Source organism: Shewanella sp., from assembly GCF_041630135.1.
Lineage (GTDB): Bacteria > Pseudomonadota > Gammaproteobacteria > Enterobacterales > Shewanellaceae > Shewanella.
This window is the reverse complement of record NZ_JBFKLW010000005.1, coordinates 63566-87530: the sequence shown is the minus strand read 5'-3', so window position 1 is coordinate 87530 and position 23965 is coordinate 63566. Positions and strand designations below refer to the sequence as shown.

Sequence of the window (23965 nt, the reverse complement as noted above, 5' to 3'; positions counted from 1 at the left end):
AGGCCCGTTTATAAGGGCAGAAAGAAATGAACACCAAGGAGTATTTCATGAAAAAAACACTGACTGCATTGTGTCTTGGCGCCCTGATGACGGGCTCGGCTTTGCCTGTTGTTGCGGCTGAATTTCCGACTCTGGACACCACAGGTGTGGCTGAACTTACAGTAACGCCGGATGTGGCTATTATCCAGGTCGAAGTGGTGAGCAAGGGCAAAGAGCCGCTGGATGTGAAGCGCAGTTCCGATAAGGCGGTGGCGGGTTTTATTCGTCGTCTTGAGGCTGCAGGTGTCAAGCGTGAACAGATTGAAAGCGCCAATCTGATCATCAACCCCGATTACAAGTTTCACAAGGATGCCGAACCTCAACTGCTGGGCTATAGCGCCAATCGACAGGTCACTGTGCGTATCACGGATTTGGCTCGGGTAAACGATATCCTCGATTCTGCGCTGACCTCCGGCATTAACCGGGTCGGCAACATTCGTTTCGAACTGAGCGATGACATGGCGGCGCGTGAGAAGGTGCGTCAGCTCGCCATTGATGATGCCCGTACTAAGGCCGAGGCGCTGGCCAAGGGCTTTGGCGCCAAAATCCAGGGAGTGTGGCATATCCGCTATTACGATCAGGGCCCGGTTCGCCCGGTGATGTACAAGGCCGCAGCAATGGAAGCCGATAGCGGCGTGGGGGAGAGTTATCAGTCTGGCGACATTACCCTGTCGGATCGGGTTGAGGTGACTTACCGTCTCCGTGACTGAGTTTTTGTGATGTAAATCTCAAAACTGAAAGGGGTTAAGGTAGGTGCAATGGAAATGACCTACCTTTTGTTCACGTTTTTTACAATTTATTGATCTGTATCAGCTAACAATAGTTACATGTATTCATAATGCATCTATAAATTTAAAGCCCATCGAGGGCTTTAGCTTAAGACTGGATGTCGAGGATTCCCTATGAAGAACCTGTTGTTAACTCTGCTTATTCCCTTCGTTTCTCTGTCTGTTTCTGCCGCCGATATTGAGGCAGGTAAAGCTAAGTCAGGCTTGTGTGCTGCCTGTCATGGTGCAGATGGGATTTCTTTCGCACCTATGTATCCAAACCTCAAAGGTCAAAAAGCAGCTTATCTGGAAAAACAGCTAAGGGCTTTTAAAGATGGCAGCCGTCAGGATCCCACTATGGCTCCCATGGCCGCTCCTTTGTCTGATGAAGACATTGTGAACATTTCTGCCTATTTCGAAAGCCTGAAATAAATTCTGCGGGGCGTAGCGTGTGAAAAAGGCTGCAAGGCTTTAATCACACGCTACGCCCATTTGATTTGAAGCGATTTCATGGTGGATGGGATTATGGTTTCGCGCTTGCTTATATGGATGCTGCTCAGTTTTGGACTGACGGGGCCGGCGATGGCGTTGTTCGTCAGTGAGCCTAAAGCGCCAGATCCTATCATCCGTTCACTTTTTCCCAATGCAACTTCACTCTCTGACAAGAGTGGAGAACTGAAGGTCAGACGAATAAGCCAGGGAGAACAACTGCTTGGTTATGTGTTCGAGACCAACGATATTGCGCCTTTACCTGCATATTCCGGTGAGCCGGTGAATGTGCTGGTGGCAATAGATCCCCAGGGGCAGTATCTGGGGGCTCGTGTGCTCGAGCATCATGAACCCATTATTCTTGCCGGTATTCCTGAGTTCAAACTGGATCAGTTTGCATCCCAATATCAGGGGTTGTCTGTCAGTGACAACATCAAGATTGGTAAAGGGGGGCGTGAGGATCAAAAGGCCATCGATGGCCTTTCCGGTGCAACTGTAACCGTTATGGTTATGAATGTGGCCATTACCAAAGCTGCGTCCAAGGTTGCACAATCCCTTGGGATCCTGGCGGCAGCCGATTCCGCTGTTGCGCCAAAAGCCGCGGTGAATCTTGAATTTTTTGAAGCTGCGGATTGGTTAACCCTGACAGGAAATGGGGCAATACGCCGTTTGTTGCTCAGCGAAGGGACGGTTGATGACGCCTTTATTGGTACAGAAGCTGAATCGGTTGAGAAACCCGCCGCGGATGAACGGGATCATGTTTTTGCTGAACTCTATTATGCCTTGGCGGATGTGCCAACCATAGGTCGTAACCTGTTGGGTGACAGTGAATACCAATATTTGATGGAGCAGCTGCAACCCGGTGAGCATTATTTACTGGTGTTGGGCAACGGTTATTCTTTTAAAGGCTCCGGATATGTTCGGGGCGGTATTTTCGATCGTATCCAATTACATCAAGGGGATACTGCAACTGCTTTTCGGGATCTGGACCATAGCCGGATTACCGATCTTTACCTGCCGGGGACACCTCACTTCAGTGAAATGTCCGTATTTCGAATTGGCGCAAATGTCGACTTTGACCCAGGCAGTCACTGGGAGCTTGAGTTGTTGGTCAGGCGCCAGATAGGCGCAATCGACAGCACATTCGCCAGTTTTAAAGGCGGTTATGAATTGCCGGAATCTTATCTGAACCGCCCTGTGCAGGCCGTTGCCGAACCTGAACTCAGTTTGACTGATGAGATTTGGCAGGATAAGCGCCTTGAAGTATACGCCTTGGTTGGTCTGATGTTGGTTTTGCTGGGGATTTTGTTTTTCCAGGATCTGTTGGTAAAACATCCTACCTTTTTACACAGACTCAGACGTGGCTTCCTGCTTGTCACTGTGATTTTCGTGGGTTGGGTCTGGGGCGGGCAACTGTCCGTTGTCAACGTATTTACCTTCCTGGGAGCCCTGGCATCAGAGTTTCATTGGGAGCTGTTCCTGATGGATCCGGTGATCTTTATTCTGTGGTGCGGCGCAGCCGTGACAGTGTTGCTGTGGGGGCGTGCTGTTTACTGTGGCTGGTTATGTCCTTTTGGTGCCTTGCAGGAGTTGGTCAACAGTTTCGGGCGCTATATCAAATTGCCACAACTCGAATTGCCTTACTCGGTACACGAGCGACTTTGGGCGATTAAATATCTTATTTTGCTGGGCTTATTTGGATTATCCCTCGACTCATTGGCCTTGGCCGAGCAATTTGCCGAGGTTGAGCCCTTTAAAACAACCTTCTTGCTCAAGTTTGACAGGGAATGGCCATTTGTGGCCTGGGCAGTTTTTCTTATCTTGATAAGCCTTTTTAATCGCAAGACTTTCTGCCGCTACTTATGCCCACTGGGTGCTGCGTTGTCAGTGGGAAATGGGGTCAGGCTGTTCAGCTGGCTTAAACGTCGCCCAGAGTGTGGTGACCCCTGTAAGACTTGTGCCAAAGAATGTGAAATCCAGGCGATAGCACCGGATGGCGTGATCAATATGCGCGAATGCCATTATTGCCTGGATTGTCAGATGACCTATTTCAATGCGGAAAAGTGCCCGCCCTTAAAAAAGCTCGCTTACAAGCAGGCCAAGTACAAGGAAGCACCCATAGAAGCCAGAGTCGTGACCGATTGAGGTCAGAACCTGCACTCAATTGCAATGCCAAGGAGACACTCTAATGCAACACGAAGATCAAAAAGATAAACAGTTGTCAGATATGGGGCTGGAAAACGCTGAACGCAGACGCTTTATGGGTAAAACTGCCCTGCTGGGAGCCGGTGCCGTTGCCGCTCCTATGTCGGCTGCCATGTTTGCTTCCATGGCGAAAGCCAAAGCCGCTGAAGCCTCAGAAAACAGCCCATTCGTTCATCCGGGTGAGCTGGATGAGTACTACGGGTTCTGGAGTGGCGGCCATTCGGGTGAAGTGCGGATCATGGGGTTGCCTTCCATGCGGGAGCTGATGCGTATTCCGGTGTTTAATACGGACAGCGCCACCGGCTGGGGACTGACCAATGAGAGTAAGCGCATCAAGGGTGACAGCGCGAATTTGATGTGCGGTGACTCTCACCACCCCCATATGACCATGACCGATGGTCGTTATGATGGCAAGTATGTGTTTATCAACGACAAGGCCAACTCCCGGGTGGCGCGGATCCGCTGTGACGTGATGAAAGTGGACAAAATGATCACCATCCCTAACGTTCAGGCGATTCACGGTTTGCGGGTGCAAAAGGTTCCGTACACCAAATACGTTATCTGTAATGGTGAATTCGAAATTCCAATGAACAACGATGGTAAGGCATCCATGGATGATGTCAGCAGCTATCGCTCTTTGTTCAACGTGATTGATGCGGAAAAAATGGAAGTGGCGTTTCAGGTCATGGTGGACGGCAATCTGGATAATACCGATGCCGACTACGACGGAAAGTACTTCGCCTCCACCTGCTATAACTCTGAGATGGGCATGACTCTGCCGGACATGATCTCGGCTGAGCGCGATCATGTGGTGATCTTCAGTCTGGAGCGTTGCCTCGAGGCTCTCAAAGCCGGCAAATTCAAGACATACAATGGTAACAATGTGCCTGTCTTGGATGGTCGCAAGGGCTCAGAACTGACCCGTTACATCCCTGTGCCCAAGTCGCCACACGGCATGAACACGTCTCCCAATGGCGAATATTTTGTTGCTAACGGCAAGCTGTCACCAACAGTATCTGTGATCTCCATTAAGCTGCTGGATCAGCTGTTCGCAGATAAGATCCAACCACGTGACACCATTGTCGCTGAGCCAGAGTTGGGCCTTGGCCCGCTGCATACCGCGTTTGATGGCCGTGGTAATGCTTATACCACCTTGTTCCTCGACAGCCAGATTGCCAAGTGGAATGTGGAAGATGCCATCCGTGCCTATAAGGGTGAGAAGGTAAACTACCTGCGCCAGAAGCTGGACGTACATTATCAGCCAGGTCATAACCATACCTCTCAGGGTGAGACCCGTGATTGTGATGGTAAGTGGCTGGTTTCACTGTGTAAGTTCTCTAAAGACCGTTTCTTGCCAGTAGGGCCGCTGCGTGCTGAGAATGACCAGCTTATCGATATTTCCGGTGATGAAATGAAACTGGTTCATGACGGTCCGACCTATGCCGAACCTCACGACTGTATCATTGTTCACCGCAGTAAGCTTAAGCCCAAGAAGCTCTGGACCCGTGATGATTCGATCTTTGCCGAGACTGTGGCACAGGCAGAGCGTGATGGCGTGAACCTGATGACAGATAACAAGGTGATCCGCAAGGGTAACAAAGTCACCGTATACATGACTTCCATTGCACCCAGCTACGGCATGAATGAATTCAGGGTCAAACTGGGCGATGAAGTAACTGTGGTGGTGACAAACCTTGACCAGGTTGAGGACGTTACTCACGGATTCTGTATGACCAATCACGGTGTACAGATGGAAATTGGTCCACAAGCCACTGCATCAATTACCTTTATTGCCGATAAGCCCGGCGTGCAATGGTACTACTGCAACTGGTTCTGTCACGCATTGCATATGGAAATGCGCGGCCGGATGTTGGTAGAGGCCTAAGGAAATGGGGGCAGGCGACTGCCCCTTTTTTTGAGAGAGTTGGGAGAGGATTGCCTTGAGAATAGCCGGCCTTTTGGTTTGGATTATGGCATGGCCTGTGATGGGCGGTGTGATACAGGTATCGCCAACGTCTTCATTGCAGCAGTCAATGGATGAGGCTCCTGAGGGAGCAGTGTTAAATCTGGGCTGCGGTACTTATCGCGGCAACTTTATCGTTAACAAAGCGCTGCACCTAAAAGCGGAAAAACCACATTGTGCGCAATTGGATGCGGGCGGAACGGGTCATGGGCTGTTGCTCAAAGCGTCAGGTATTAAAATCGAGGGGCTCAGCCTGGTTCATTGGGGCCGCAATCTGACCACCCAGGATGCCGGTATTTATTCAGATCAGCAGGCCAGTCAAATCGTGATCCGCAATAACCGTCTTCAGGGAGACGGCTTTGGCATTTGGTTGCAAAAAGGCCAGAATATCGAAGTGATTGGTAACCATATTCGCGGTAACACGGAACTCAGATCCGCTGATCGTGGCAATGGTATCCAGTTATCCAGTGTGCAGCAGGTCAGGGTTGAGGCCAATGACGTTGCCAACACCCGTGACGGTATTTACATCATTTCGAGTCAGCACAATACCCTCCAGGGAAACACCATGCATGACCTGAGGTATGGCATTCATTACATGTACTCCCATTCCAATACCGTAGTCGACAATCTGGCTTATAACACCCGAGCGGGTTATGCGCTGATGAGCTCAAGAAACCTCACCGTAGAGGGCAATCAGAGTAAAGACAGTGAGGATTACGGCTTTCTGATGAATTTTATTACCTCGTCAAATATCCGGGGTAACCGGATTTCCAATGTGTGGACTAAACCTGAAAATAAGGTGGTTGGGCGCGAGGGCAAAGGGTTCTTTGTTTACAACTCGGCCTATAACAATATCAGCTTCAATACCGTGGACACCGCAGAGATTGGGATCCACCTGACCGCTGGGTCGGAGGAGACCCGGGTGTTTGGCAATAACTTCATCAATAATCCGGTGCAGGTGAAGTTTGTTTCCAACACACCCAGAGAATGGAGCGAAGAGGGAACCGGTAATTTCTGGAGTAATTATTTGGGTTGGGATCTCGATGGTGATGGCCGCGGTGATACGGCGTTCGAGCCCAATGATGGTATTGATGGGCTGGTGTGGAAGTATCCCGAGGCCAAAATCCTGTTGGATAGCCCCGCGGTGTTGATGCTGCGCTACATTCAACGTCAGTTTCCGGTGTTGCGCCCCCCGGGGGTGCGCGACAGTTTCCCCATGATGAATCCCATCAGCGATGAATCTGTGTCACAAGCCCTGACGGCAAGGAGTCTCCAATGACCGACGCTATCCTTTCACTTTCAGGGACAGGCCGCCGCTACGGTGAGTTTAGGGCCCTGAGAAACATTGACCTGCAACTGGCTCCCGGGGAAGTGCTGGGGCTGTTTGGCCACAATGGTGCCGGTAAGACAACCATGATGAAGCTGATCCTGGGGGTATTGAATCCCACCGAGGGTCAGGTACGGGTGTTTGGTCAGGATCCCTTGTCCAAGCAGGCTTGGCTTTTGCGGAAAAAAATTGGTTATTTGCCTGAAAATGTGAGTTTTTACGATCAGCTCAGCGGTCGTCAGGTGTTGACCTATTTTGCCCGTTTAAAAGGCGTTTCTGCTAAGGAAGTCACTGAGCTGCTCGAGCGGGTAGGCCTGGGGCATGCCATGGAGAGGCAGGTTAAAACCTATTCCAAAGGGATGCGTCAGCGGCTCGGTCTGGCGCAGGCGTTTCTGGGAACACCTAAGCTGCTTTTATTGGATGAACCCACGGTGGGACTGGATCCTATTGCTACCGTTGAATTTTATCATAGCGTTGATGCGCTGCGGGCCGAGGGTGCCAGCATCATTTTGTGCTCCCATGTGTTGCCCGGAGTAGAGCAACATATCGACAGAGCCATGATCCTCAGTCAGGGACGCGCATTGGCGCTCGGCACCCTGGATGAGCTCAGGCGTGCAGCCGGTTTACCCGTTGCCATAAACACCAAGGGATTGAATGGTTCGCTGTGCAACGACAGCCGCTTCAGCCACCTGTGGGTAGGGCCTGACAAGCTACTGGTACCCGAAGGGGAAAAGCTCCATATCATGGCACAGCTGCTCGCGCTGGATGGACTTCAGGATTTGCAGCTGGAGTCCGCCGATTTGGGCCGGTTATACCAACACTTTATCGGACTCAATGAGTCTCAGTCCCCCGAAGGAGGCCGCGTATGAGCCCCGTTTTGGCCGTAGCCATCAAGGAGTTTCAGGATGGCATCAGAAACCGCTGGTTGGTGTCTATTACTCTGGTGTTTGCGTTATTGTCGCTGGGGCTCAGCTATTATGGTGCGGCGGCATCCGGAGCTCTGGCACCGATCCCCCTCTCTTCGACGCTCGCGAGTCTTGCCAGTCTGGCGGTGTTTCTTATTCCGCTGATCGCGCTTTTGCTCAGTTACGACAGTTTTGTCGGAGAGCAGGAATCGGGCACCCTGTTGCTGTTGCTGACCTATCCACTCAGTCATACCCAATTGTTATTGGGCAAGTTTTTTGGGCAGGGCAGCATTATTTCTCTGGCAACCCTGCTGGGTTTCGGCAGTGCGGCTCTGGTGCTTGTGCTGCAAACCGACACTGCTGGTGTGATACCGGCGTTTGGGCTCTTTATTCTGACGTCGGCGCTGCTGGGGCTGTGTTTTATCGCCATCGCGTTTGTGATCAGTCTGTCGGTGGCAGAAAAGTCCAGAGCCGCCGGTATTGCGTTGATTGTGTGGTTTATCTTTGTGTTGGTGTTTGATTTGGCGCTGCTGGCGTTTTTGGTGGGCAGTGAGCAGGGCGCGGCGCAGGATGTTTTAGTGGACGTCATGATGCTCAACCCCACGGATCTTTTCAGGATAATTAACTTGGCGGCGCTCGATACCAAGGACGTGAATGGGGTATTGGCGGTAGCCATCAATGCCAACACGCCTGCCTATGCGTTGTGGGGTAGCATGCTCGCCTGGGTGCTGGTGCCTCTAGGGCTGGCGGCGGCTATTTTTCGTAAAAAGACACTCTGATCAGGGGAAAGAATATGTTGTCTGTGGGTACAAGAACCCTGGGTTTTGCATTGTTGGCATTTTTGCTCGCAGGCTGTAACGAGCAGGCGGGCAGTGATGCCGCAGCCGTGCCCGTTGCAGTGGCAAGCGGCGATGAATGCCATCTGTGTGGCATGTTGATATTGGAGTTTCCCGGCCCAAAGGGCGAGCTCTATCTCAGAAACGACACCGCAGTAAAAAAATTCTGCTCAACCCGGGATCTGTTTGCCATGGTGCTGGATCCTGAATATCAGCATCAGGTAAGGCAAATTTTTGTCCATGATATGGGTAAAAGCCCGTGGCAGACGCCGGACGACAGCGCTTTTATCGATGGCAAGACCGCATGGTATGTGCTGGGTTCGGCTCGGGATGGCGCGATGGGGCATACGCTGGCAAGTTTTGGCGAACGCGAGGCTGCAGAACGCTTTGCCCGGGATTTTGGCGGCAGTATTAAACGGTTTGAAGAACTTACGGTTTCTTCGCTCTGATTTTTGTTGTCATGGAAGAAAGCCCCTGATGGGGCTTTTTCAGTTTTCTCGCATATTTTTGTGCCCGTAACGGCGGCAAACAGTGCCCCTGAAAACCGGCATGCTTCATGGTTACAGGCACTCAGGTATGAAGAACATTTGGCTATTTGGCAGAGCTTCAGCAGGTGAATCCCAACGACAATCCAGAAAGGTCATATAGTTGTTTATAGGCACGCCAATTTTACTATCTGGATATGCTCAGCCCCTGTTTTAGAGTTTGAGTTGGTAAAACGCCAAATCCAGCCAGCGGTCGAACTTAAAGCCCACTTCTTTTAAGGTACCGCTGTGTTCAAACCCCAGCTTGTGATGCAGGGCTATGCTGGCGACATTGGTCGCATCAATGGCGCCCACCATCATATGCAGTCCCTGCTCGGTTGCGGTTTGGATCAGGGCGCGCATCAGTGTGTCGGCAATGCCTTGGCCACGATGATCCGGATGCACATACACCGAGTGCTCCACCGAATACAGGTTAGCGGGAAAGCCGCGAAACGGGCCGTAACTGGCAAAACCTATCAATCTGCCATCGTCATCAAATGCGCCAAGTACCGGGTATTTGCCTTCCTTCTGGGCGAACCAGTCGGCGATACGGGCTATATCTCTGGGTTCGTATTCATACAGAGCCGTCGTGTGAGCTATGGCGTGGTTGAAAATGGCCTGAATGGTGTGGCCGTCGCGGGAAAAATCACAAGGGGCGATGCGCATGGCGTAGCAGGTTACAAGCTGGCTATAGGTAGCCTGCAGTATGCACCTATGGTATGCGACGCGCCAGCGGAAACCCTTTACGCTGAGCCGCAGACTGGCCTGTCATTAACGCAGTGGCAGTATTTTTTCAGATACTGTCTCTACCTTTTGCGTATGGTGAACCGTAAAATAATTTACTGCAACATTTGATTAACAAGGTGATATTGGCTAGTTTATCCCCTACATCATGCAGCTTATCCTGACATTGGTTGCGATTTTGGTGTCTCCGTCAGCATTTTGGCTTACACGCAGATTCGGCTGTTGTGAGCTAAGTGGATTGATTAAACCAAAGATAAAAACAAGGAGCCCACAGTGAGCTTGATTACAAAGACTTCTACCCTGGTACTGGCCCTGGGATTGGCGTCTGTTTCCATGACTGGTAACGCCAAAAATGACAATGCGATTGATCATGCAAATAACAACGCCTCATTCCTGCGTTGTGGAACCAAGCATCCATCATCATTAGAAGCGGAAATGCGTGAAAAGCATTTCCAGACCCTACGTACAGCCAAGGGCAAGCCTGGCGGTGGCACCAGTTATCAGCCGCGTCCCAATGGCAGTGTCGTGGTGGACGTCTATATGCACGTGATCACCGACAACAGTGGCAATGGCCATCTGTCAGCGGGTGACATCAATGCCCAGATCAACGTACTCAACAATGCTTATGCCAGCACTCCCTTTACCTTCCGACTGGTGTCGACCGACTATACCGCCAATAACAGCTGGTACACCGCGACACACGGCACAACCGCCGAAAAAGATATGAAGGCGGCGCTGCGCCAGGGGGATGCGGCAGATCTTAACTTTTACACCAACAACATGAGTGGTGGCCTGCTGGGTTGGGCAACTTTCCCGAGCAGCTATTCTTCAGATCCGGTTAATGACGGTGTGGTTGTACTCTATTCCAGCCTGCCTGGCGGCAGTGCCGCACCTTATAATGAAGGTGATACAGGTACCCATGAAGTGGGTCACTGGCTGGGTCTGTACCACACCTTCCAGGGTGGTTGCAGCGGTAATGGTGACTATGTAGCCGACACTCCAGCTGAGCGCAGCCCCGCTTATGGTTGTCCGGTGAACCGCGATTCCTGCTCCGGCAAACGCTATCCGGGCCTGGATCCTATCACTAACTTTATGGATTACTCCGATGACTCTTGCATGTATGAGTTCTCGGAAGGTCAGGCAAATCGCGCCGACGAACTTAGCTTCACCTATCGCAATCTGTAATGGCGTAAATTAAGAAAAGGCACCTCAGGGTGCCTTTTTTACTTATAAACTATTTAACGACCAATACTGGGCAGCGAGCCTTGTTGACCACCTGTTGTGCCACGTCCGGATGCAGCCAGTGGCTGAACGGGGCATGGTGATGGCAACCAATTACCACCAAATCAACATCCTCCTTCGCCGCCTCTGCCAATATTTGACTGACAGGGTTCCCTTGGTTGATTTGTATCTCCACTCTTTGCTGCGCAGGGAGCCCGGCTAAAAGGTTGCGGACTTTTTCTGTGGCATATGCTGTCAGATGAGCTTGTTGCTCTTCGGGGCTGGCGACAATGATGCCAAAATTGTCTTCATGGTGTGGCTCAGTGGTAATGTCATCCCCATATGGTCGGCTAATCACGTGCAAAAGCCGCAGTGTTTGCCGGTACAGTTCAGACAGTTTAAGGGCGTGTTGAAGGGCATGTGCAGAACTTTCGGAAAAGTCTGTCGGGCACAGGATATATCGGTTTTCCATACTTCCCTCCTTAGCTTGAGTATCTCTGGAAGGGCATCATTAAGTATAGTTGGTGCCTGGCAGAGTAAGCGCCCTGGAAGTACGCAATAGCCGGGCAATTCATTTGCCTGGGTACCCTTATCCTTGGCCCGGTGGTCGCAGAAGGAGCCCTGCATACATCGCTGCAGCTTATCCTGAACTGTAAAGCCGCAGATAAATAAAAGCCCCGGTCTCTACCGGGGCTTCTATGGCAAAATCCTGACGGTTCAGAGCTCAATCAGCCTTAATCCACCAGAGCGTACTGCTCTTTGAGGATGGCAATGATTTCTGCCTTGGGGTTATTGCTGAGTGCAATCTTGCGGCCTGTCACCTTCTCCGCGACGCCGGTGTAGGTGCGGGAGACGTTCATCATGGCATCCAGTGGCAGGGCGTTGTCGCGGGCCAGGGCTTCACGCTCAGGCATCCGGTCTTTATTGAGCAGGATGTCCGGGTCGGGGAAGTGATTCAGCAGGAACTGGCGGAAACCTTCTTTGGAGTTTTCAACAATCTTGCCGTCGCGATAGGCGGCACCATCCCAAATACGGGAGGAGTCCGGCGTGCCTACTTCGTCCATGTAAATCAGCTTGGAATTACCGTTGCGGTCGGTGACATAGCCAAACTCAAACTTGGTATCCACGAACACCTGGTCAAGCTTTGCCAGCGCCTCGGAAATCACCCCGAAACCTTCTTTCAAAAGCTTTTCATAGAGGTCAATATCTTCTTTCTTTTCAAAGCCAAAGGCTTCGAAGTTGGCTTCGATATCGGCGCGGCTGATGTTCACATCATCCTGCTCGGGTACGCCGGGGATGCCGGTCAGAATGCCCTTGGTGGAGGGGGTGATTAAAAGTTCAGGCAGTTTCTGATCTTTTTGCAGCCCCTCTGGCAATGTGATACCGCAGAACACCCGCTCGCCCTTTTGGTAGGCGCGCCACATGGAGCCGGTGATGTACTGGCGAATGATGGCCTCGACCTTGATGGGGCGGGCTTTTTGCACAATCCACACAAAAGGATGCGGGATATCCAGAATGTGGCTGTCGGCCAGGCCATTTTCTTTGAACAGACCAAACCAGTGGTTTGAAATGGCATTGAGGGCCGCACCCTTACCGGGAATGCCACGCAGATCGCCTTCACCGTGGAAGATGCAATCGAAGGCGGAGATACGGTCAGAGATCACCATGATGGCCAGCGGCGTGTCGGCAGGCACATCGTAGCCGCGTTCGCGGATAAGGCGGGCGCTGTCGGCCTCGGTCAGCCAGTAAACGCTGCGAACCTTACCGCTGTGCACGGGTTTGTCGGTACGGATAGGCAGGTCGTTGTTCACGGCCAGTACGGAATCAGCAAGACTCATGACGAGTATTCCTCTGAATGTGTGGGGTAAGGGTTAAATTGGGCAGGCTTATTATGGTGTGTGCCTGTTTCCCGGGATATTGGGCATTGCAGCGCATGATACAAGGCCGCATTTGGCGAAATGCGTTTGGTATCCAGACTGTGATTGGGATGGCTCACTGACTATCTGCCCACTGCAAAAGATGGGGTATTTTACAACGATTGGGAAAATTTGCCATGGCGGCGGTAGCCCATAGCGCTAAAAGACTGTTCGCATCCTAAAGACAGCAAAAGGCCCGCCAATGCGGCGGGCCAGACTGCGGTCAGCAGGCTTGCTTGAGTTTTTCCCGGGTGAGCTCAAAGGCTTCCTGGGTTGTCTCACAGGGTTTTTGCCCAAGATAGCTTACCAAGAGTATGGAAAGGGTGCTGACAATAAACCCGGGTACAATCTCATATATAAGGCTGGATAGGGGCAAGCCGTTATCAAGCAGCGGCACCTGGCTCCACACCAGCACAGTGCCGGCACCAGTTAGTATGCCCGCTACTGCGCCGCCGTGGGTCATTCTGGGCCAGAACAAGCTCAAAAGCACCAGGGGACCGAAGGCAGCACCAAAACCCGCCCAGGCGTTGCCCACCAGAGACAGAATGCTGGCGTTATTATCCAGTGCCAGTAAGGTTGCCACTGCTGCCACGGCAAGCACACCGATACGACCCGCCGTAACCGTGGCTTTTTGATCCATCTCTTTGTGAAACAGGGCGCGGTATACATCCTCCGACAGGGAGCTTGATGACACCAGCAGCTGCGAAGAAATGGTGCTCATGATAGCCGCCAGAATGGCTGCCAGCAGGAATCCACTGATAAGTGGGTGAAACAGGATCTCAGCAAACAAAATAAAGATGGTTTCACTGTCATCCAGTCCCGGCTTGAATTTATTCACATAAGCTACGCCGATAAGTCCGGTTGCCAGTGCACCGATGATAGTGACTAACATCCAGCTCATGCCGATATTGCGGGCGGTTGCAATGTCCTTCACCGAGCGAATGGCCATAAAGCGCACGATAATATGCGGCTGACCAAAGTAACCCAGACCCCATGCAAGGCTTGAGATTATCGCCAATAACCCCATCTGTTCGAAAGAATCGGTCAATGGGGCGATGCTGCGTCCGGCTTGATTAAGCATTTCAGTGCTGCTGTTGAATTCCTGCAGCGCAACCAGCGGCACCAACACCAGGGCGATGAACATGATGCATCCCTGCACAAAGTCAGTGAGACTGACGGCGAGAAATCCGCCAAGCAGGGTGTAGGCCACGACTACAGAGACAGTCAGCAGCAAGCCGGTTTGATAGCCAAGCCCAAACGCAGATTCAAAAAACTTACCACCCGCGACCAATCCGGCTGAGGTATACAGGGTGAAAAACAGGATAATTACCGCTGCAGAAATCATCCGTACTGAGCCGTTTTGCTTGTTAAAGCGTTTGCTGAAGAAGTCTGGCAGTGTCAGGGCGTCATCAGCCGCTTCGGTAAACACCCTGAGCCTGGGGGCGACAAGCAGATAATTAAGCAAGGCACCAAGCAGCAGGCCAGCAGCAATCCACAGGGCATCATAGCCCATGGTAAACATGGCTCCGGGCAGACCCATCAGCATCCAGCCGCTCATATCGGATGCACCGGCAGACAGGGCGGTAACCTGCGGGCTGACCTGACGTCCCCCCAGCATATAGCCGGCAAGATCGTCGGTGGAATTACGATAGGCAAACAGACCAATTGCCAACATGGCAATAAAGTAGATTGCCAGCGAAATATAGCTGGAGTATTCCATTAAAAAATTACCTGTTGCTCGAAGGAATAATATTTCTGATATTGGCTGATAGCCAGGGGAATATATAGCTTGAAAGGATGAGCCAGAAGCAAGCTAATTGTATTGAATAGGTGAGTTTATTTTTGATAGCAGAAGTGTCCAGCAACCTTCTCGTGTCTGGATCCTGTGAATTTGAGGATGGCATGATAATTTTCCTTTATACGTAACTGTTTGAATTTAGTTAAGGAAAAAATCATTTGAAAGCTAACTGAATCAGTATGATTTGAGCTGAATATTTTAGCATTCGAATGATTTTGACCCGGCTATTATGTAATTTTTTGCCTGAATTTTCAAGGCTGGAACAGGATTTGGTAAAATTTGCCAAAATTATTTGTGAGAAGATTTATTGATATTTCCCTACAGGGCAGTAGCTTAGGCTTAAATATTTTTTTAAATTTAAATTGGTAAATTAAATAAATGCTGTCGTAATTTCACTGACGAGAGAAGCTAATTACTCATCAATATTTTAGCGAGTCGGAAGTTGTTGTGGCGACCCGTGAGCGGGTACTTCAAGCCTGCTGAAGGACTGGCGCAGGAGGCGATTGCTGCAATTTACATATATGAAATTTCATATATGATTGGTGCCATCTGTATTGGTGGAGGCGATGATGGACGTAGTGAGCTTCTTCAAGGCGCTGGCAGATGACACCCGGCTTCGGATCCTGATGCTGATTATTGGCGAAACCGAGCTGTGTGTGTGTGAGCTGACCGAGGCGCTGGGGCTGAGCCAGCCCAAAATATCCCGCCATTTGCGACTGCTCAAAGACGCGGGCTTGCTGCAGGACAGACGTCAGGGCCAGTGGGTCTATTACCGTCAGGCAGATAGCCTGCCCGAGTGGTGCGCCGGACAACTTTCCCATTTGGCCAATAAGGGGCCGGACTGGCTCAGTGGTGAGAAACAACGATTATCTGCCATGGGTTGTCGCCCGGGGCGCTGCTGCTGATTGCCTGCAATGACAGGCGCAAGAATGAACCTGCCAAGAAGGTGGGCTTGAGAGGATAATATGGGCAAGATTAAGGTTGGTATCAACGGCTTTGGCCGCATGGGCAGACTGACACTGCGCAGTGCCTGGGGCAATGACGAATTCGAATTTGTACATATCAATGATCCGGCGGGAGATGCCACAACGCTGGCGCATCTATTGGAGTTTGATTCAGTGCATGGCCGCTGGGCGCATCCGGTGGCGAGTGACGGTTGCAATATTCTGATTGGTGACACCCGCATCTCTACCAGCATGAATAAGCGCATCGACGAAACCGACTGGTCCGGCTGCGATCTGGTAATTGAAGCCTCAGGTAAGATGAAGACCAAGGCAGTGCTCGAAGCCTATCTTGCTCAGGGGGTTAAGCGGGTGGTGGTTACGGCGCCGGTGAAAGAAGAAGGTATTCTCAATGTGGTGATGGGCATCAACCATGAACTCTATCGCCCCGATGCGCATCCGATTGTTACCGCGGCCTCCTGCACCACCAACTGCCTGGCGCCTGTGGTTAAGGTTATTCACGAGGGGCTTGGTATCAAGCATGGTTCTATGACCACCATTCACGATATCACCAATACCCAGACCATACTGGATGCCCCCCATAAGGATCTGCGCCGCGCCCGTGCCTGCGGCATGAGCCTTATTCCCACCACCACCGGCAGCGCCACCGCCATAACCCATATTTTTCCGGAGCTGAAAGGTCGTCTGAATGGCCACGCTGTGCGGGTGCCGCTGGCCAATGCCTCGCTGACTGACTGTGTATTCGAAGTAGAGCGTGCCACCACTGAGGTGGAGGTCAATGCGCTGCTGCAAGCCGCAGCAGAGGGAGAACTGAAAGGCATTTTGGGCTTTGAGACCCGGCCTTTGGTGTCCATTGACTACCGCACAGACCCCCGCTCCAGCATCATAGATGCCCAGTCCACCATGGTGGTTAACGGTACTCAGGTGAAGCTCTACTGCTGGTACGACAACGAATGGGGCTATGCCAACCGGGTGGCCGAGCTTGCGCTGATGGTGGGCCGGATGGATAAGGCCTGACAGCCATGTTTGCCAGCCGCAATACGCTGACGCCCGAGCAGCGCCAATACCTGTTGGTGACCGCCAACTACTGGGCCTTTACCCTTACCGATGGCGCGCTGCGGATGCTGGTGGTGCTTTATTTCCATCAGCTCGGTTATGCGCCGCTGGCAATTGCCATGTTGTTCCTGTTCTACGAGTTTTTTGGGGTGGTGACCAATCTCGTTGGTGGCTGGCTTGGTGCCCGTATTGGGCTTAACCGCACCATGAACATAGGCATGGGGCTGCAAATTCTGGCGCTCGGTATGCTGCTGGCGCCCGCGGCCTGGCTCACCGTGCCCTGGGTGATGGCGGCACAGGCGCTTTCGGGGATCGCCAAAGATCTCAATAAGATGAGCGCCAAGAGCGCCATAAAGACCCTGGTGCCCAAAGAAGGGCGGGACGAAAAGCTGTTTAAGTACATCGCCCTGCTCACCGGCTCGAAAAACGCCCTCAAGGGCGTGGGTTTCTTTGTTGGCGGCGCACTCTTATCACTGCTTGGATTTACCGGTGCCGTGGCAATTTTGCTGCTACTGCTGGCAGTGATTTGGCTGGGTGGTCTCAGTGGCCTCAAACAGGAACTCGGCAAGGCCAAGAACAAACCCAAGTTCAAAGATATTTTCTCTAAAAGTCGCAATATCAACATCCTGTCGGCTGCCAGGCTGTTTTTGTTTGCCGCGCGGGATGTGTGGTTTGTGGTGGCCTTGCCTGTGTATCTGGCGGTTCAGTTTGGTTGGGACCATTGGCAGGTGGGCAGCTTTCTCGCTCTTTGGATTATTGGTTATGGGCTGGTACAAACATTGGCGCCGCATATCACCCGCCGCTCAGCGCGAACGCCGGGTGGTTTAGAGGCCGTGCTCTGGGTCAGTCTGTTAATGTTCACTCCGGCTATTATCGCTTTGGGGCTGGATTGGGGGCTCTATTGGTTGCTGGCCGGGCTGCTGCTCTTCGGCGTATTGTTTGCCATTAATTCATCGCTGCACAGTTTTTTGATTGTTCACTACGCCGATGAAGATGGGGTGTCGCTGGATGTGGGGTTTTACTATATGGCCAATGCCGCTGGGCGGCTGTTTGGCACTCTGCTGTCTGGGGCTCTGTTTCAGCAATGGGGTTTGACAGCCTGTTTGTGGGTGAGTGCCGCTATGCTGTTGCTGACCATGTTGATAAGTTTGGGATTACCCGGGCGGCTGGCAGGGCATTCGCCCAGTTAAATGGAGTAATGTATTTTGATTGTGATCCATTACTCCGGCAGTAACGTTTTACATTATAAGATAGCTGCTACACTAGTTGCATACATTCAAAACAGGGGCTTGCATGGCCGCGTCAATTGATTTGTACTGCTTAAGGGAGGCGTATATTGGGTAAGCTTTTTGCTGAACGCAAGCAAGATGCACCGCTTGAAGAGGTGATTTCAACCGCGCCCGCCTGGATTATCGGTATCATTGATGATGAGCCTGCTATCCACGATGTCACCCGGTTGGCCCTGAAGCATGTGCGTCTTTTCGGACGGCCACTGGAGTTTGTATCAGCCTTTAACGCCAGTGACGGGTATGAGCTGGTGAAGAACAACCCTGACATGGCGCTCGTGCTGCTTGATGTGGTAATGGAAACCGATGATGCAGGCCTGAAGCTGGTCGATCGTATTCGAAATGAGCTGGGCAATAAGCTGCTGCAAATTGTTCTGAGAACCGGTCAGCCCGGCTATACCCCTGAAGAAGAAGTTATCCTCAAATACGAAATCAATTCCTACAAGACAAAAAGTGAACTGACCCGCAATAAGCTTTTTACCGCAGTGGCAACAGGGCTCAGGTGCTTCAGTCAGATGGATGCACTGGAGCGCAGTCGGCAGGGGCTTAAATCGGTTATCAATGCTGCCGCCAATCTGTTTCAGGAACGTTCAATCCATGAATTCGCCAGTGGTGTGCTGGAACAAATTGATGCCTTGTTTAATATCAAAGCCGATAGTTTGTTTTGCGTATCCCAACGACCATTGAATGGTCCTTTCTCGATTGAGTCAGGTAATCAGGAGTTTTTGGTGGTGGCTGCCAGCGATAAATTCCGAGACTTTTATGGCAAAAATCTGGAAGAACTGGCACCGGAACTTGAGCAGCGCCAGCTGGTGCATCAAACGCTTACAGCAGGCCAGCATGTGTTTATGCCCCATTGCAGTTGTCTCTACCTGTCGACACCCTCCGGTTGGCAAGGGGTGATAGTGGCGGAAAATGCCAGTGGCTTGACCAAGGTGGATCAGGAGCTGCTGAAGGTGTTCTGTCTCAATGTTGCTTTGGGGCTGGAGAATGCCAAGTTCTTCTCACATTTGAATAAGGCCGCATTCTTTGACGAGCTTACCGGCCTTTATAACCGTGCTGGCATGGTGGAGTATGGCGCCGGATTTCTTAAAAAAGGCAACTGGAGCAGTGCCAGCTTGTATATGCTTGATATCGATTACTTTCATCAGATAATCGAGTCTCTTGGCTATGAAGTGGGCAACAGTATTCTGGTGAAAATGGCCAAAGTGTTGCGGAAGGAATTTGCGACTAAAGCTATGGTGGCCAGGTTACATGCCGATGTATTTGCGGTGCTGTTGCCCGAAGGCCGACTGACCGCCCATGAACTGGCGGTACGCTGCGCCAAGCCATTAATGATAGACGAACAATCAATACGATTCGGAATGACGGTAGGCAGCTCGGTTCATGAAGCAGGGGCTAAGATCGATATCGAGCGCATGCTGCGCCATGCCGAATCGGCGCTCAAGGTAGCCAAAGAACACAGGCGTGGCTCAGGTGAAACTTTTAATAAGAGTTATGAGCAAGCATCCCGCGACAGCATGACAATTCTCAGCAATTTACGTATAGCGCTGGACAATCGGGAGCTTTATCTGGTGCTGCAACCCAAGGTGAACATCCACAATGGTGATGTGATGGGATACGAGGCGCTGATCCGTTGGCATCATCCCGAAAAGGGCAATATTCCACCGGGAGCCTTTATCCCAGCAGTGGAAAAGTCAGGCCTGTATTATTCACTGGATCTGTATGTAGCACGGGCTGTCTGTGCGCTGATAAATGAACACCCTGAACTCAAAGTACCAGTTTCTATTAACATCTCAGCTAACTCCCTGCACCATGAGACCTTTGTTGATGATCTTAAGATGGAGTTTATTAAGGCTGGAGTGGCCTTCGATAAAGTAGAGCTTGAGGTGACAGAAAATGCGCTGGTGCACTCCGACAGAGCTATCAGCGAGTTGCACCGCTTATCCGAATCAGGCTTTATCATTTGCCTCGATGATTTCGGCGCGGGCTTTTCCTCACTGGGATATTTGCTGAGGTTGCCAATACAAGTGATAAAAATTGACCGGGCATTCATTTCTCACCTTACCGACAGTGAAGAAGCCATAGCCGTTCTGCAGGGCATTCTGCGCATCGGACGCGATCTGAACAAACAGTTGGTAATTGAAGGTGTTGAAACTGAGGCTCAGCTGGCGCTGCTGAAATCCATGAAAGTAGAGTGTGTTCAGGGCTTTTATTTTTATAAGCCGTTACAAATCAAAGAAGCCTTGTCACTGCTCAATAAGGCAGGCAGCTGACTTACGCTTGATAATTGCCAATATATTGCAGCATTAGCCGCAACGTTGCGCAGAGAAAGGCTTTAACAGAGCCGCTTAAGTGATGCCAACGTGATGGCAGGAGGCCTTATCATGGGGATGACACTGACGTTTTATGGCGCCACCCAAGAAGTAACCGGTTCTTGCCATTTACTCGAGCTGAACGGTAAACGGCTGCTGATTGATTGTGGCCTTATCCAGGGGCGTAAAGAGCAGGAAGCCCGTAACCGTGAACCCTTTCCCTTTGAGCCCGCCAGTATCGATGCGGTTGTCCTCTCCCACGCCCATATCGACCACTCTGGCAGGCTGCCCCTCTTGGTCAAACAGGGCTTCAGCGGCCCGATTTTCACCCACAGTGCGACCCACGAACTTTGTGCCATTTTGCTGAAAGATGCTGCCATGTTGCAGGCTAAAGACACAGAACGGCAAAACAAAAAGCGCCTGAAAAAGGGTCTTGAACCACTGGATGTGCTGTTTGATGAAGAGGATGTGGACAATGTCATCAGTCGCATTATTCCCCTCGATTATGGCCTTCGGTTGGAGCCTGTTCCTGGTGTGACTGTTACCTTGCGGGACGCTGGCCACATTCTTGGTTCTGCGCTGCTGGAGCTTGAGTTGGATGATGGCATGCATCGCAAGAAGCTGGTGTTCTCAGGTGATCTTGGCCGAGCCGGTATGCCGATTTTGCAGGATCCCGTCCTGGTAGACAGTGCCGATTTGGTGTTGATGGAATCGACCTATGGCAACCGTTTGCACCGCAGTTGGGAGGCCACCCTCGCCGAGCTTAAAGTCATATTTGCCCGGGCCATCAGCGGCAGCAGCGGCAACATTCTCATTCCCGCTTTTTCCGTGGGGCGGGCACAGGAACTGCTGTATCTGTTTCACCTGTACGCCAAAGACTGGGATTTGTCCCGTTGGACCGTGTGTCTGGACAGCCCGATGGCGATTGAGGCCACCAAGGTTTACATTCGCCACTACCCACTGATGGACGATGACTTTAAACGCTTTGTCCACCAACATCCCGGTAAGCACCCGTTGCTATCGGACGTCGAGTTTATTGTTGGTACTCAAGACTCGATTGCGTTGAATGAGGTGCATCAGGGGCTGATTATTATCGCAGGCAGTGGCATGTGTAACGGTGGCCGCATCCGCTGCCATCTGGAACACAATCTGTTCAGGCCAGAGTGCGACATCATCATCTGCGGTTATCAGGCCGAAGGTACGCCGGGGCGTGCATTGGTGGATGGCGCAGACAGCCTGACCATCAACGGCCAGTCAATCGACGTCCGTGCGCGGATCCATACTGTGGGTGGCTTATCGGCCCATGCGGATCAGGCTGAGCTTATCCGTTGGTATCAGCATTTTGCCCACAGGCCGCCGTTGGTGTTGGTGCATGGTGAAAAAGAAGCTCAGGAAATCCTGATGGCCACCCTGGAAAACTCCCCCGAGCCTCCCAGCGCAGTTGCGGCGGCGAGCTTTGCTGACAGCCTTGATCTTGCAGCACTTCCGGCACTGCAATGGCGCTGGCAAGGGCAGGCGGAGCATCAAGCCGACGAATAGCGCTGGCGTTGCTGCGGACCTTACTGCATCATGTTTTCTTTGACGCCTTGGGGGGAACAGAGTGGACGCCGTATCGCTGCGCACGGGCCTGATTTATGTGACTGTTGCTGTGCTGTTTTGGGGCATGTTGCCCATTGCGTTAAAACTGTCGGCCGCCTTTATTGACCCTGTGACCCTGACCTGGTTTCGCTTTTTGGTGGCGCTGCTGGTGAGTCTGGCGGTGCAGTGGCTCGGCGGCCGTTTGCGCCAGTTTGCCATGCTTGGTCGCCGCGACTGGGTGATGTTGCTGGCGGCCTCGCTATTGTTGATGTTCAACTACGTTTCCTTCGTCTATTCCCTCGATTATCTGGCGCCCGGTGTGGCACAGCTCAGTTTCCAAACCGCGCCCTTTTTCCTTGCTTTTGGTGGCGTGCTGTTTTTTGCCGAGCGCTTGAAAACGGTGCAATTGGCCTGTTTCGCGCTGCTGGCGCTGGGCATGTATTGCTTTTTTGCCCCCAGACTCAGCTTTGATGGCGGCACAGGCGAGCTGCTGCTCGGCTTGTTGATAGTGCAGGCATCGGCACTGGCCTGGACCAGTTATGCACTGCTGCAAAAGGCACTGATCCCCAAGCTGTCGCCCGCCAATGTACTGCTGTTTATTTATGGTGCCGGAATTCTGGTGATGGCGCCGCTGTGTGACTTCTCATCCTTTGCCACCATGGAAAGGGGCGATTGGCTGGTGGCCATTTTCTGTGCCATCAATACCCTGGTGGCCTATGGCTGCTTTGGCCAGTCGATGAAGTATTGGCCTACAGCTCAGGTCAGCGCCATGCTGGCGTTGACGCCGGTGGTGAGCTTTACCCTCACCGCCATTGTGGTGGCACTGAACTGGTGGCCCGGGGTCTTTGTCTCAGATAGCCTTACCACGCTGAGTTTTGGCGGTATAGCGTTGATAGTTGTCGCCGTGGCCGCATTGCAATTGCTGCCCAAATATCTGGCGGCGAAAGAGGCCCGTGCGCTTGCCCTGTCTCAGGCCAGCGTTCAGGCCGCTGTGGCAAAGGAATCGCGTCAATGACCTACGCTGGCAAGGGGGCTGCTTTGCCACAGTTTCAGCGGCCCTTACAGCTAAGTCATATTGATGCGGTGGTGTTCGATCTGGATGGCACCCTGGCCCATTCCAATCCGGATTTTCCTGCCATGCGCGCAGCACTCGGGCTGGCTTCCGGTGCCGATATTCTGGCCCATGTGCAAAGCCTGCCAGCGGCGGCGCAGCCTCAGGCGCTCAACATAGTGCATCAGTTCGAGCTGGAAGCGGCTGCCAATGCCAGCTGGATTGATGGTGCGGCTGAGCTGCTGAACTGGCTCCATGGTGAAGGCCTGCCAACAGCCGTGCTGACCCGCAATATGCGCGAGGCTGCCAGGCACACCTTGAGTCGACTCGGGCTTGACGTCGATGTGCTGTTGACCCGTGAAGACGCCCCAGCCAAGCCAGATCCCACAGGGCTATGGCAAATTGCGACGGCCTGGCAGCTCCCACCGGCTCGGGTGCTGTATGTAGGGGATTATCTGTTTGATTTGCAAACCGCAGCTCGGGCAGGCTGTCCGTCGGCCTTGTATTGCCCGCAACAGCTGCCGCCATTTGCCTCTATGGCCGATATGCTGGTTCCCTGCTATTTTGGCCTGATTGAGGCATTCAGCGTGAGTCGGAACGGTTAATCCACAGCAGTCTCAGGCTATCGGCAATACCAAACAGCCAGGCCGCAGCCAGCAGATATAGCCCCTGTTGGGCGCTTTCCATCGTCAGGGTGCGGGTGTGAATTTCGGCCATCAGTCCGGTAATATCCATTGGCAGTCTGCCCGCCAGCAGATCATCCGCCATTTGTTTTGAGACCGACAGAATATCGGTCAGCATCAGAGACAAACTGATGGCTGTGACAATCAAAATAGTCCACCCGAGGCGCTTTTTATTCAGATACAGCTGGCCACTGCCGGGGCACACAAACAGATTCAGTAGCACGGCCTTAAGTTCAGGGGACATAAACGGTTATAGCCTTCGGCACGGGAATTAGAGCAGCATACCAGCTCAATGCTGAT

At 52.1% G+C, this 23965-nt stretch carries 21 protein-coding genes; 16 read left to right on the top strand and 5 right to left on the bottom strand.

Features of this window, described 5'->3' with window-relative positions; genetic code table 11:
* Positions 1 to 47: 47 nt before the first annotated feature.
* From ABYK60_RS02670 to ABYK60_RS02635, 8 genes are all read left to right on the top strand, one after another.
* The gene (locus tag ABYK60_RS02670) at positions 48 to 749 is read left to right on the top strand and encodes an SIMPL domain-containing protein (RefSeq protein WP_372870377.1); all 702 of its coding nucleotides are present in this window, start codon (positions 48 to 50) and stop codon (positions 747 to 749) included.
* Between the two features lie 192 nt (positions 750 to 941).
* Positions 942 to 1238, top strand: coding sequence for a cytochrome c (locus ABYK60_RS02665; RefSeq protein ID WP_372870376.1), 297 nt, complete (start codon positions 942 to 944; stop codon positions 1236 to 1238).
* Between the two features lie 150 nt (positions 1239 to 1388).
* Positions 1389 to 3440 carry a transcriptional regulator NosR gene (gene nosR / locus ABYK60_RS02660; RefSeq protein WP_372870375.1) on the top strand — a complete coding sequence of 684 codons (2052 nt, stop codon included), beginning with the start codon at positions 1389 to 1391 and terminating at the stop codon, positions 3438 to 3440.
* Between the two features lie 43 nt (positions 3441 to 3483).
* Positions 3484 to 5385 (top strand): TAT-dependent nitrous-oxide reductase, encoded by a 1902-nt coding sequence (gene nosZ / locus ABYK60_RS02655; protein ID WP_372870374.1) that lies wholly within the window; start codon positions 3484 to 3486, stop codon positions 5383 to 5385.
* An 85-nt stretch (positions 5386 to 5470) separates the two neighbouring features.
* Complete coding sequence (locus tag ABYK60_RS02650) at positions 5471 to 6742, top strand: nitrous oxide reductase family maturation protein NosD (protein WP_372870373.1); 1272 nt, start codon at positions 5471 to 5473, stop codon at positions 6740 to 6742.
* A complete protein-coding gene (locus ABYK60_RS02645; protein WP_372870372.1) occupies positions 6739 to 7659 on the top strand; it encodes an ABC transporter ATP-binding protein in 921 nt (306 codons plus the stop codon). Before ABYK60_RS02650 ends, ABYK60_RS02645 begins: the two co-directional genes overlap by 4 nt.
* A complete protein-coding gene (locus tag ABYK60_RS02640; protein ID WP_372870371.1) occupies positions 7656 to 8474 on the top strand; it encodes an ABC transporter permease in 819 nt (272 codons plus the stop codon). Before ABYK60_RS02645 ends, ABYK60_RS02640 begins: the two co-directional genes overlap by 4 nt.
* A 14-nt stretch (positions 8475 to 8488) precedes the next feature.
* Positions 8489 to 8980, top strand: coding sequence for a nitrous oxide reductase accessory protein NosL (locus tag ABYK60_RS02635; RefSeq protein WP_372870370.1), 492 nt, complete (start codon positions 8489 to 8491; stop codon positions 8978 to 8980).
* Between the two features lie 249 nt (positions 8981 to 9229).
* Here ABYK60_RS02635 and ABYK60_RS02630 read toward each other — a convergent pair whose 3' ends face one another.
* Positions 9230 to 9721 carry an N-acetyltransferase family protein gene (locus ABYK60_RS02630; RefSeq protein ID WP_372870369.1) on the bottom strand — a complete coding sequence of 164 codons (492 nt, stop codon included), beginning with the start codon at positions 9719 to 9721 and terminating at the stop codon, positions 9230 to 9232.
* A 351-nt stretch (positions 9722 to 10072) separates the two neighbouring features.
* Here ABYK60_RS02630 and ABYK60_RS02625 point away from each other — a divergent pair, with 351 nt between their 5' ends.
* The gene (locus tag ABYK60_RS02625) at positions 10073 to 10984 is read left to right on the top strand and encodes a zinc metalloprotease (RefSeq protein WP_372870368.1); all 912 of its coding nucleotides are present in this window, start codon (positions 10073 to 10075) and stop codon (positions 10982 to 10984) included.
* Positions 10985 to 11033: 49 nt separating this feature from the next.
* Here the strand turns inward: ABYK60_RS02625 and ABYK60_RS02620 are convergent, their stop codons facing one another.
* From ABYK60_RS02620 to putP, 3 genes are all read right to left on the bottom strand, one after another.
* Positions 11034 to 11492, bottom strand: a complete 459-nt coding sequence (locus ABYK60_RS02620) for a universal stress protein (protein WP_372870367.1) — start codon at positions 11490 to 11492, stop codon at positions 11034 to 11036.
* 262 nt (positions 11493 to 11754) lie between these two features.
* Positions 11755 to 12858, bottom strand: a complete 1104-nt coding sequence (locus ABYK60_RS02615; RefSeq protein WP_372870366.1) for a phosphoribosylaminoimidazolesuccinocarboxamide synthase — start codon at positions 12856 to 12858, stop codon at positions 11755 to 11757.
* 301 nt (positions 12859 to 13159) lie between these two features.
* Positions 13160 to 14656, bottom strand: a complete 1497-nt coding sequence (gene putP / locus ABYK60_RS02610) for a sodium/proline symporter PutP (RefSeq protein WP_372870365.1) — start codon at positions 14654 to 14656, stop codon at positions 13160 to 13162.
* Positions 14657 to 15300: 644 nt separating this feature from the next.
* Between putP and ABYK60_RS02605 the strand changes: the two genes are divergently transcribed.
* From ABYK60_RS02605 to ABYK60_RS02575, 7 genes are all read left to right on the top strand, one after another.
* Positions 15301 to 15639: an ArsR/SmtB family transcription factor gene (locus tag ABYK60_RS02605; RefSeq protein ID WP_372870364.1), complete on the top strand. Its 339-nt coding sequence runs from the start codon at positions 15301 to 15303 to the stop codon at positions 15637 to 15639.
* A 60-nt stretch (positions 15640 to 15699) separates the two neighbouring features.
* On the top strand, positions 15700 to 16713 hold the full coding sequence (locus ABYK60_RS02600; protein WP_372870363.1) for an ArsJ-associated glyceraldehyde-3-phosphate dehydrogenase: 1014 nt from the start codon (positions 15700 to 15702) through the stop codon (positions 16711 to 16713).
* A 5-nt stretch (positions 16714 to 16718) separates the two neighbouring features.
* Positions 16719 to 17942: an organoarsenical effux MFS transporter ArsJ gene (gene arsJ / locus ABYK60_RS02595; protein WP_372870362.1), complete on the top strand. Its 1224-nt coding sequence runs from the start codon at positions 16719 to 16721 to the stop codon at positions 17940 to 17942.
* A 146-nt stretch (positions 17943 to 18088) separates the two neighbouring features.
* Positions 18089 to 20314: an EAL domain-containing protein gene (locus ABYK60_RS02590; protein WP_372870361.1), complete on the top strand. Its 2226-nt coding sequence runs from the start codon at positions 18089 to 18091 to the stop codon at positions 20312 to 20314.
* Between the two features lie 111 nt (positions 20315 to 20425).
* A complete protein-coding gene (locus ABYK60_RS02585) occupies positions 20426 to 21892 on the top strand; it encodes an MBL fold metallo-hydrolase RNA specificity domain-containing protein (protein ID WP_372870360.1) in 1467 nt (488 codons plus the stop codon).
* Positions 21893 to 21953: 61 nt separating this feature from the next.
* Positions 21954 to 22946, top strand: a complete 993-nt coding sequence (locus ABYK60_RS02580) for a DMT family transporter (RefSeq protein WP_372870359.1) — start codon at positions 21954 to 21956, stop codon at positions 22944 to 22946.
* Positions 22943 to 23587: an HAD family hydrolase gene (locus ABYK60_RS02575; RefSeq protein ID WP_372870358.1), complete on the top strand. Its 645-nt coding sequence runs from the start codon at positions 22943 to 22945 to the stop codon at positions 23585 to 23587. Before ABYK60_RS02580 ends, ABYK60_RS02575 begins: the two co-directional genes overlap by 4 nt.
* Here ABYK60_RS02575 and ABYK60_RS02570 read toward each other — a convergent pair.
* Complete coding sequence (locus ABYK60_RS02570) at positions 23565 to 23909, bottom strand: hypothetical protein (protein ID WP_372870357.1); 345 nt, start codon at positions 23907 to 23909, stop codon at positions 23565 to 23567. The two genes, ABYK60_RS02575 and ABYK60_RS02570, sit on opposite strands and share 23 nt — an antisense overlap.
* Positions 23910 to 23965: the final 56 nt, after the last annotated feature.

What these genes read in the sequence shown, in the direction of transcription:
- ABYK60_RS02670 (WP_372870377.1), top strand. Translation starts at nt 48, where the DNA reads ATGAAAAAAACACTGACTGCATTGTGTCTTGGCGCCCTGATGACGGGC.
- ABYK60_RS02665 (WP_372870376.1), top strand. Translation starts at nt 942, where the DNA reads ATGAAGAACCTGTTGTTAACTCTGCTTATTCCCTTCGTTTCTCTGTCT.
- nosR (WP_372870375.1), top strand. Translation starts at nt 1,389, where the DNA reads ATGGCGTTGTTCGTCAGTGAGCCTAAAGCGCCAGATCCTATCATCCGT.
- nosZ (WP_372870374.1), top strand. Translation starts at nt 3,484, where the DNA reads ATGCAACACGAAGATCAAAAAGATAAACAGTTGTCAGATATGGGGCTG.
- ABYK60_RS02650 (WP_372870373.1), top strand. Translation starts at nt 5,471, where the DNA reads ATGGCATGGCCTGTGATGGGCGGTGTGATACAGGTATCGCCAACGTCT.
- ABYK60_RS02645 (WP_372870372.1), top strand. Translation starts at nt 6,739, where the DNA reads ATGACCGACGCTATCCTTTCACTTTCAGGGACAGGCCGCCGCTACGGT.
- ABYK60_RS02640 (WP_372870371.1), top strand. Translation starts at nt 7,656, where the DNA reads ATGAGCCCCGTTTTGGCCGTAGCCATCAAGGAGTTTCAGGATGGCATC.
- ABYK60_RS02635 (WP_372870370.1), top strand. Translation starts at nt 8,489, where the DNA reads ATGTTGTCTGTGGGTACAAGAACCCTGGGTTTTGCATTGTTGGCATTT.
- ABYK60_RS02630 (WP_372870369.1), bottom strand. Translation starts at nt 9,721, where the DNA reads ATGCGCATCGCCCCTTGTGATTTTTCCCGCGACGGCCACACCATTCAG.
- ABYK60_RS02620 (WP_372870367.1), bottom strand. Translation starts at nt 11,492, where the DNA reads ATGGAAAACCGATATATCCTGTGCCCGACAGACTTTTCCGAAAGTTCT.
- ABYK60_RS02615 (WP_372870366.1), bottom strand. Translation starts at nt 12,858, where the DNA reads ATGAGTCTTGCTGATTCCGTACTGGCCGTGAACAACGACCTGCCTATC.
- putP (WP_372870365.1), bottom strand. Translation starts at nt 14,656, where the DNA reads ATGGAATACTCCAGCTATATTTCGCTGGCAATCTACTTTATTGCCATG.
- ABYK60_RS02605 (WP_372870364.1), top strand. Translation starts at nt 15,301, where the DNA reads ATGATGGACGTAGTGAGCTTCTTCAAGGCGCTGGCAGATGACACCCGG.
- ABYK60_RS02600 (WP_372870363.1), top strand. Translation starts at nt 15,700, where the DNA reads ATGGGCAAGATTAAGGTTGGTATCAACGGCTTTGGCCGCATGGGCAGA.
- arsJ (WP_372870362.1), top strand. Translation starts at nt 16,719, where the DNA reads ATGTTTGCCAGCCGCAATACGCTGACGCCCGAGCAGCGCCAATACCTG.
- ABYK60_RS02585 (WP_372870360.1), top strand. Translation starts at nt 20,426, where the DNA reads ATGGGGATGACACTGACGTTTTATGGCGCCACCCAAGAAGTAACCGGT.
- ABYK60_RS02575 (WP_372870358.1), top strand. Translation starts at nt 22,943, where the DNA reads ATGACCTACGCTGGCAAGGGGGCTGCTTTGCCACAGTTTCAGCGGCCC.
- ABYK60_RS02570 (WP_372870357.1), bottom strand. Translation starts at nt 23,909, where the DNA reads ATGTCCCCTGAACTTAAGGCCGTGCTACTGAATCTGTTTGTGTGCCCC.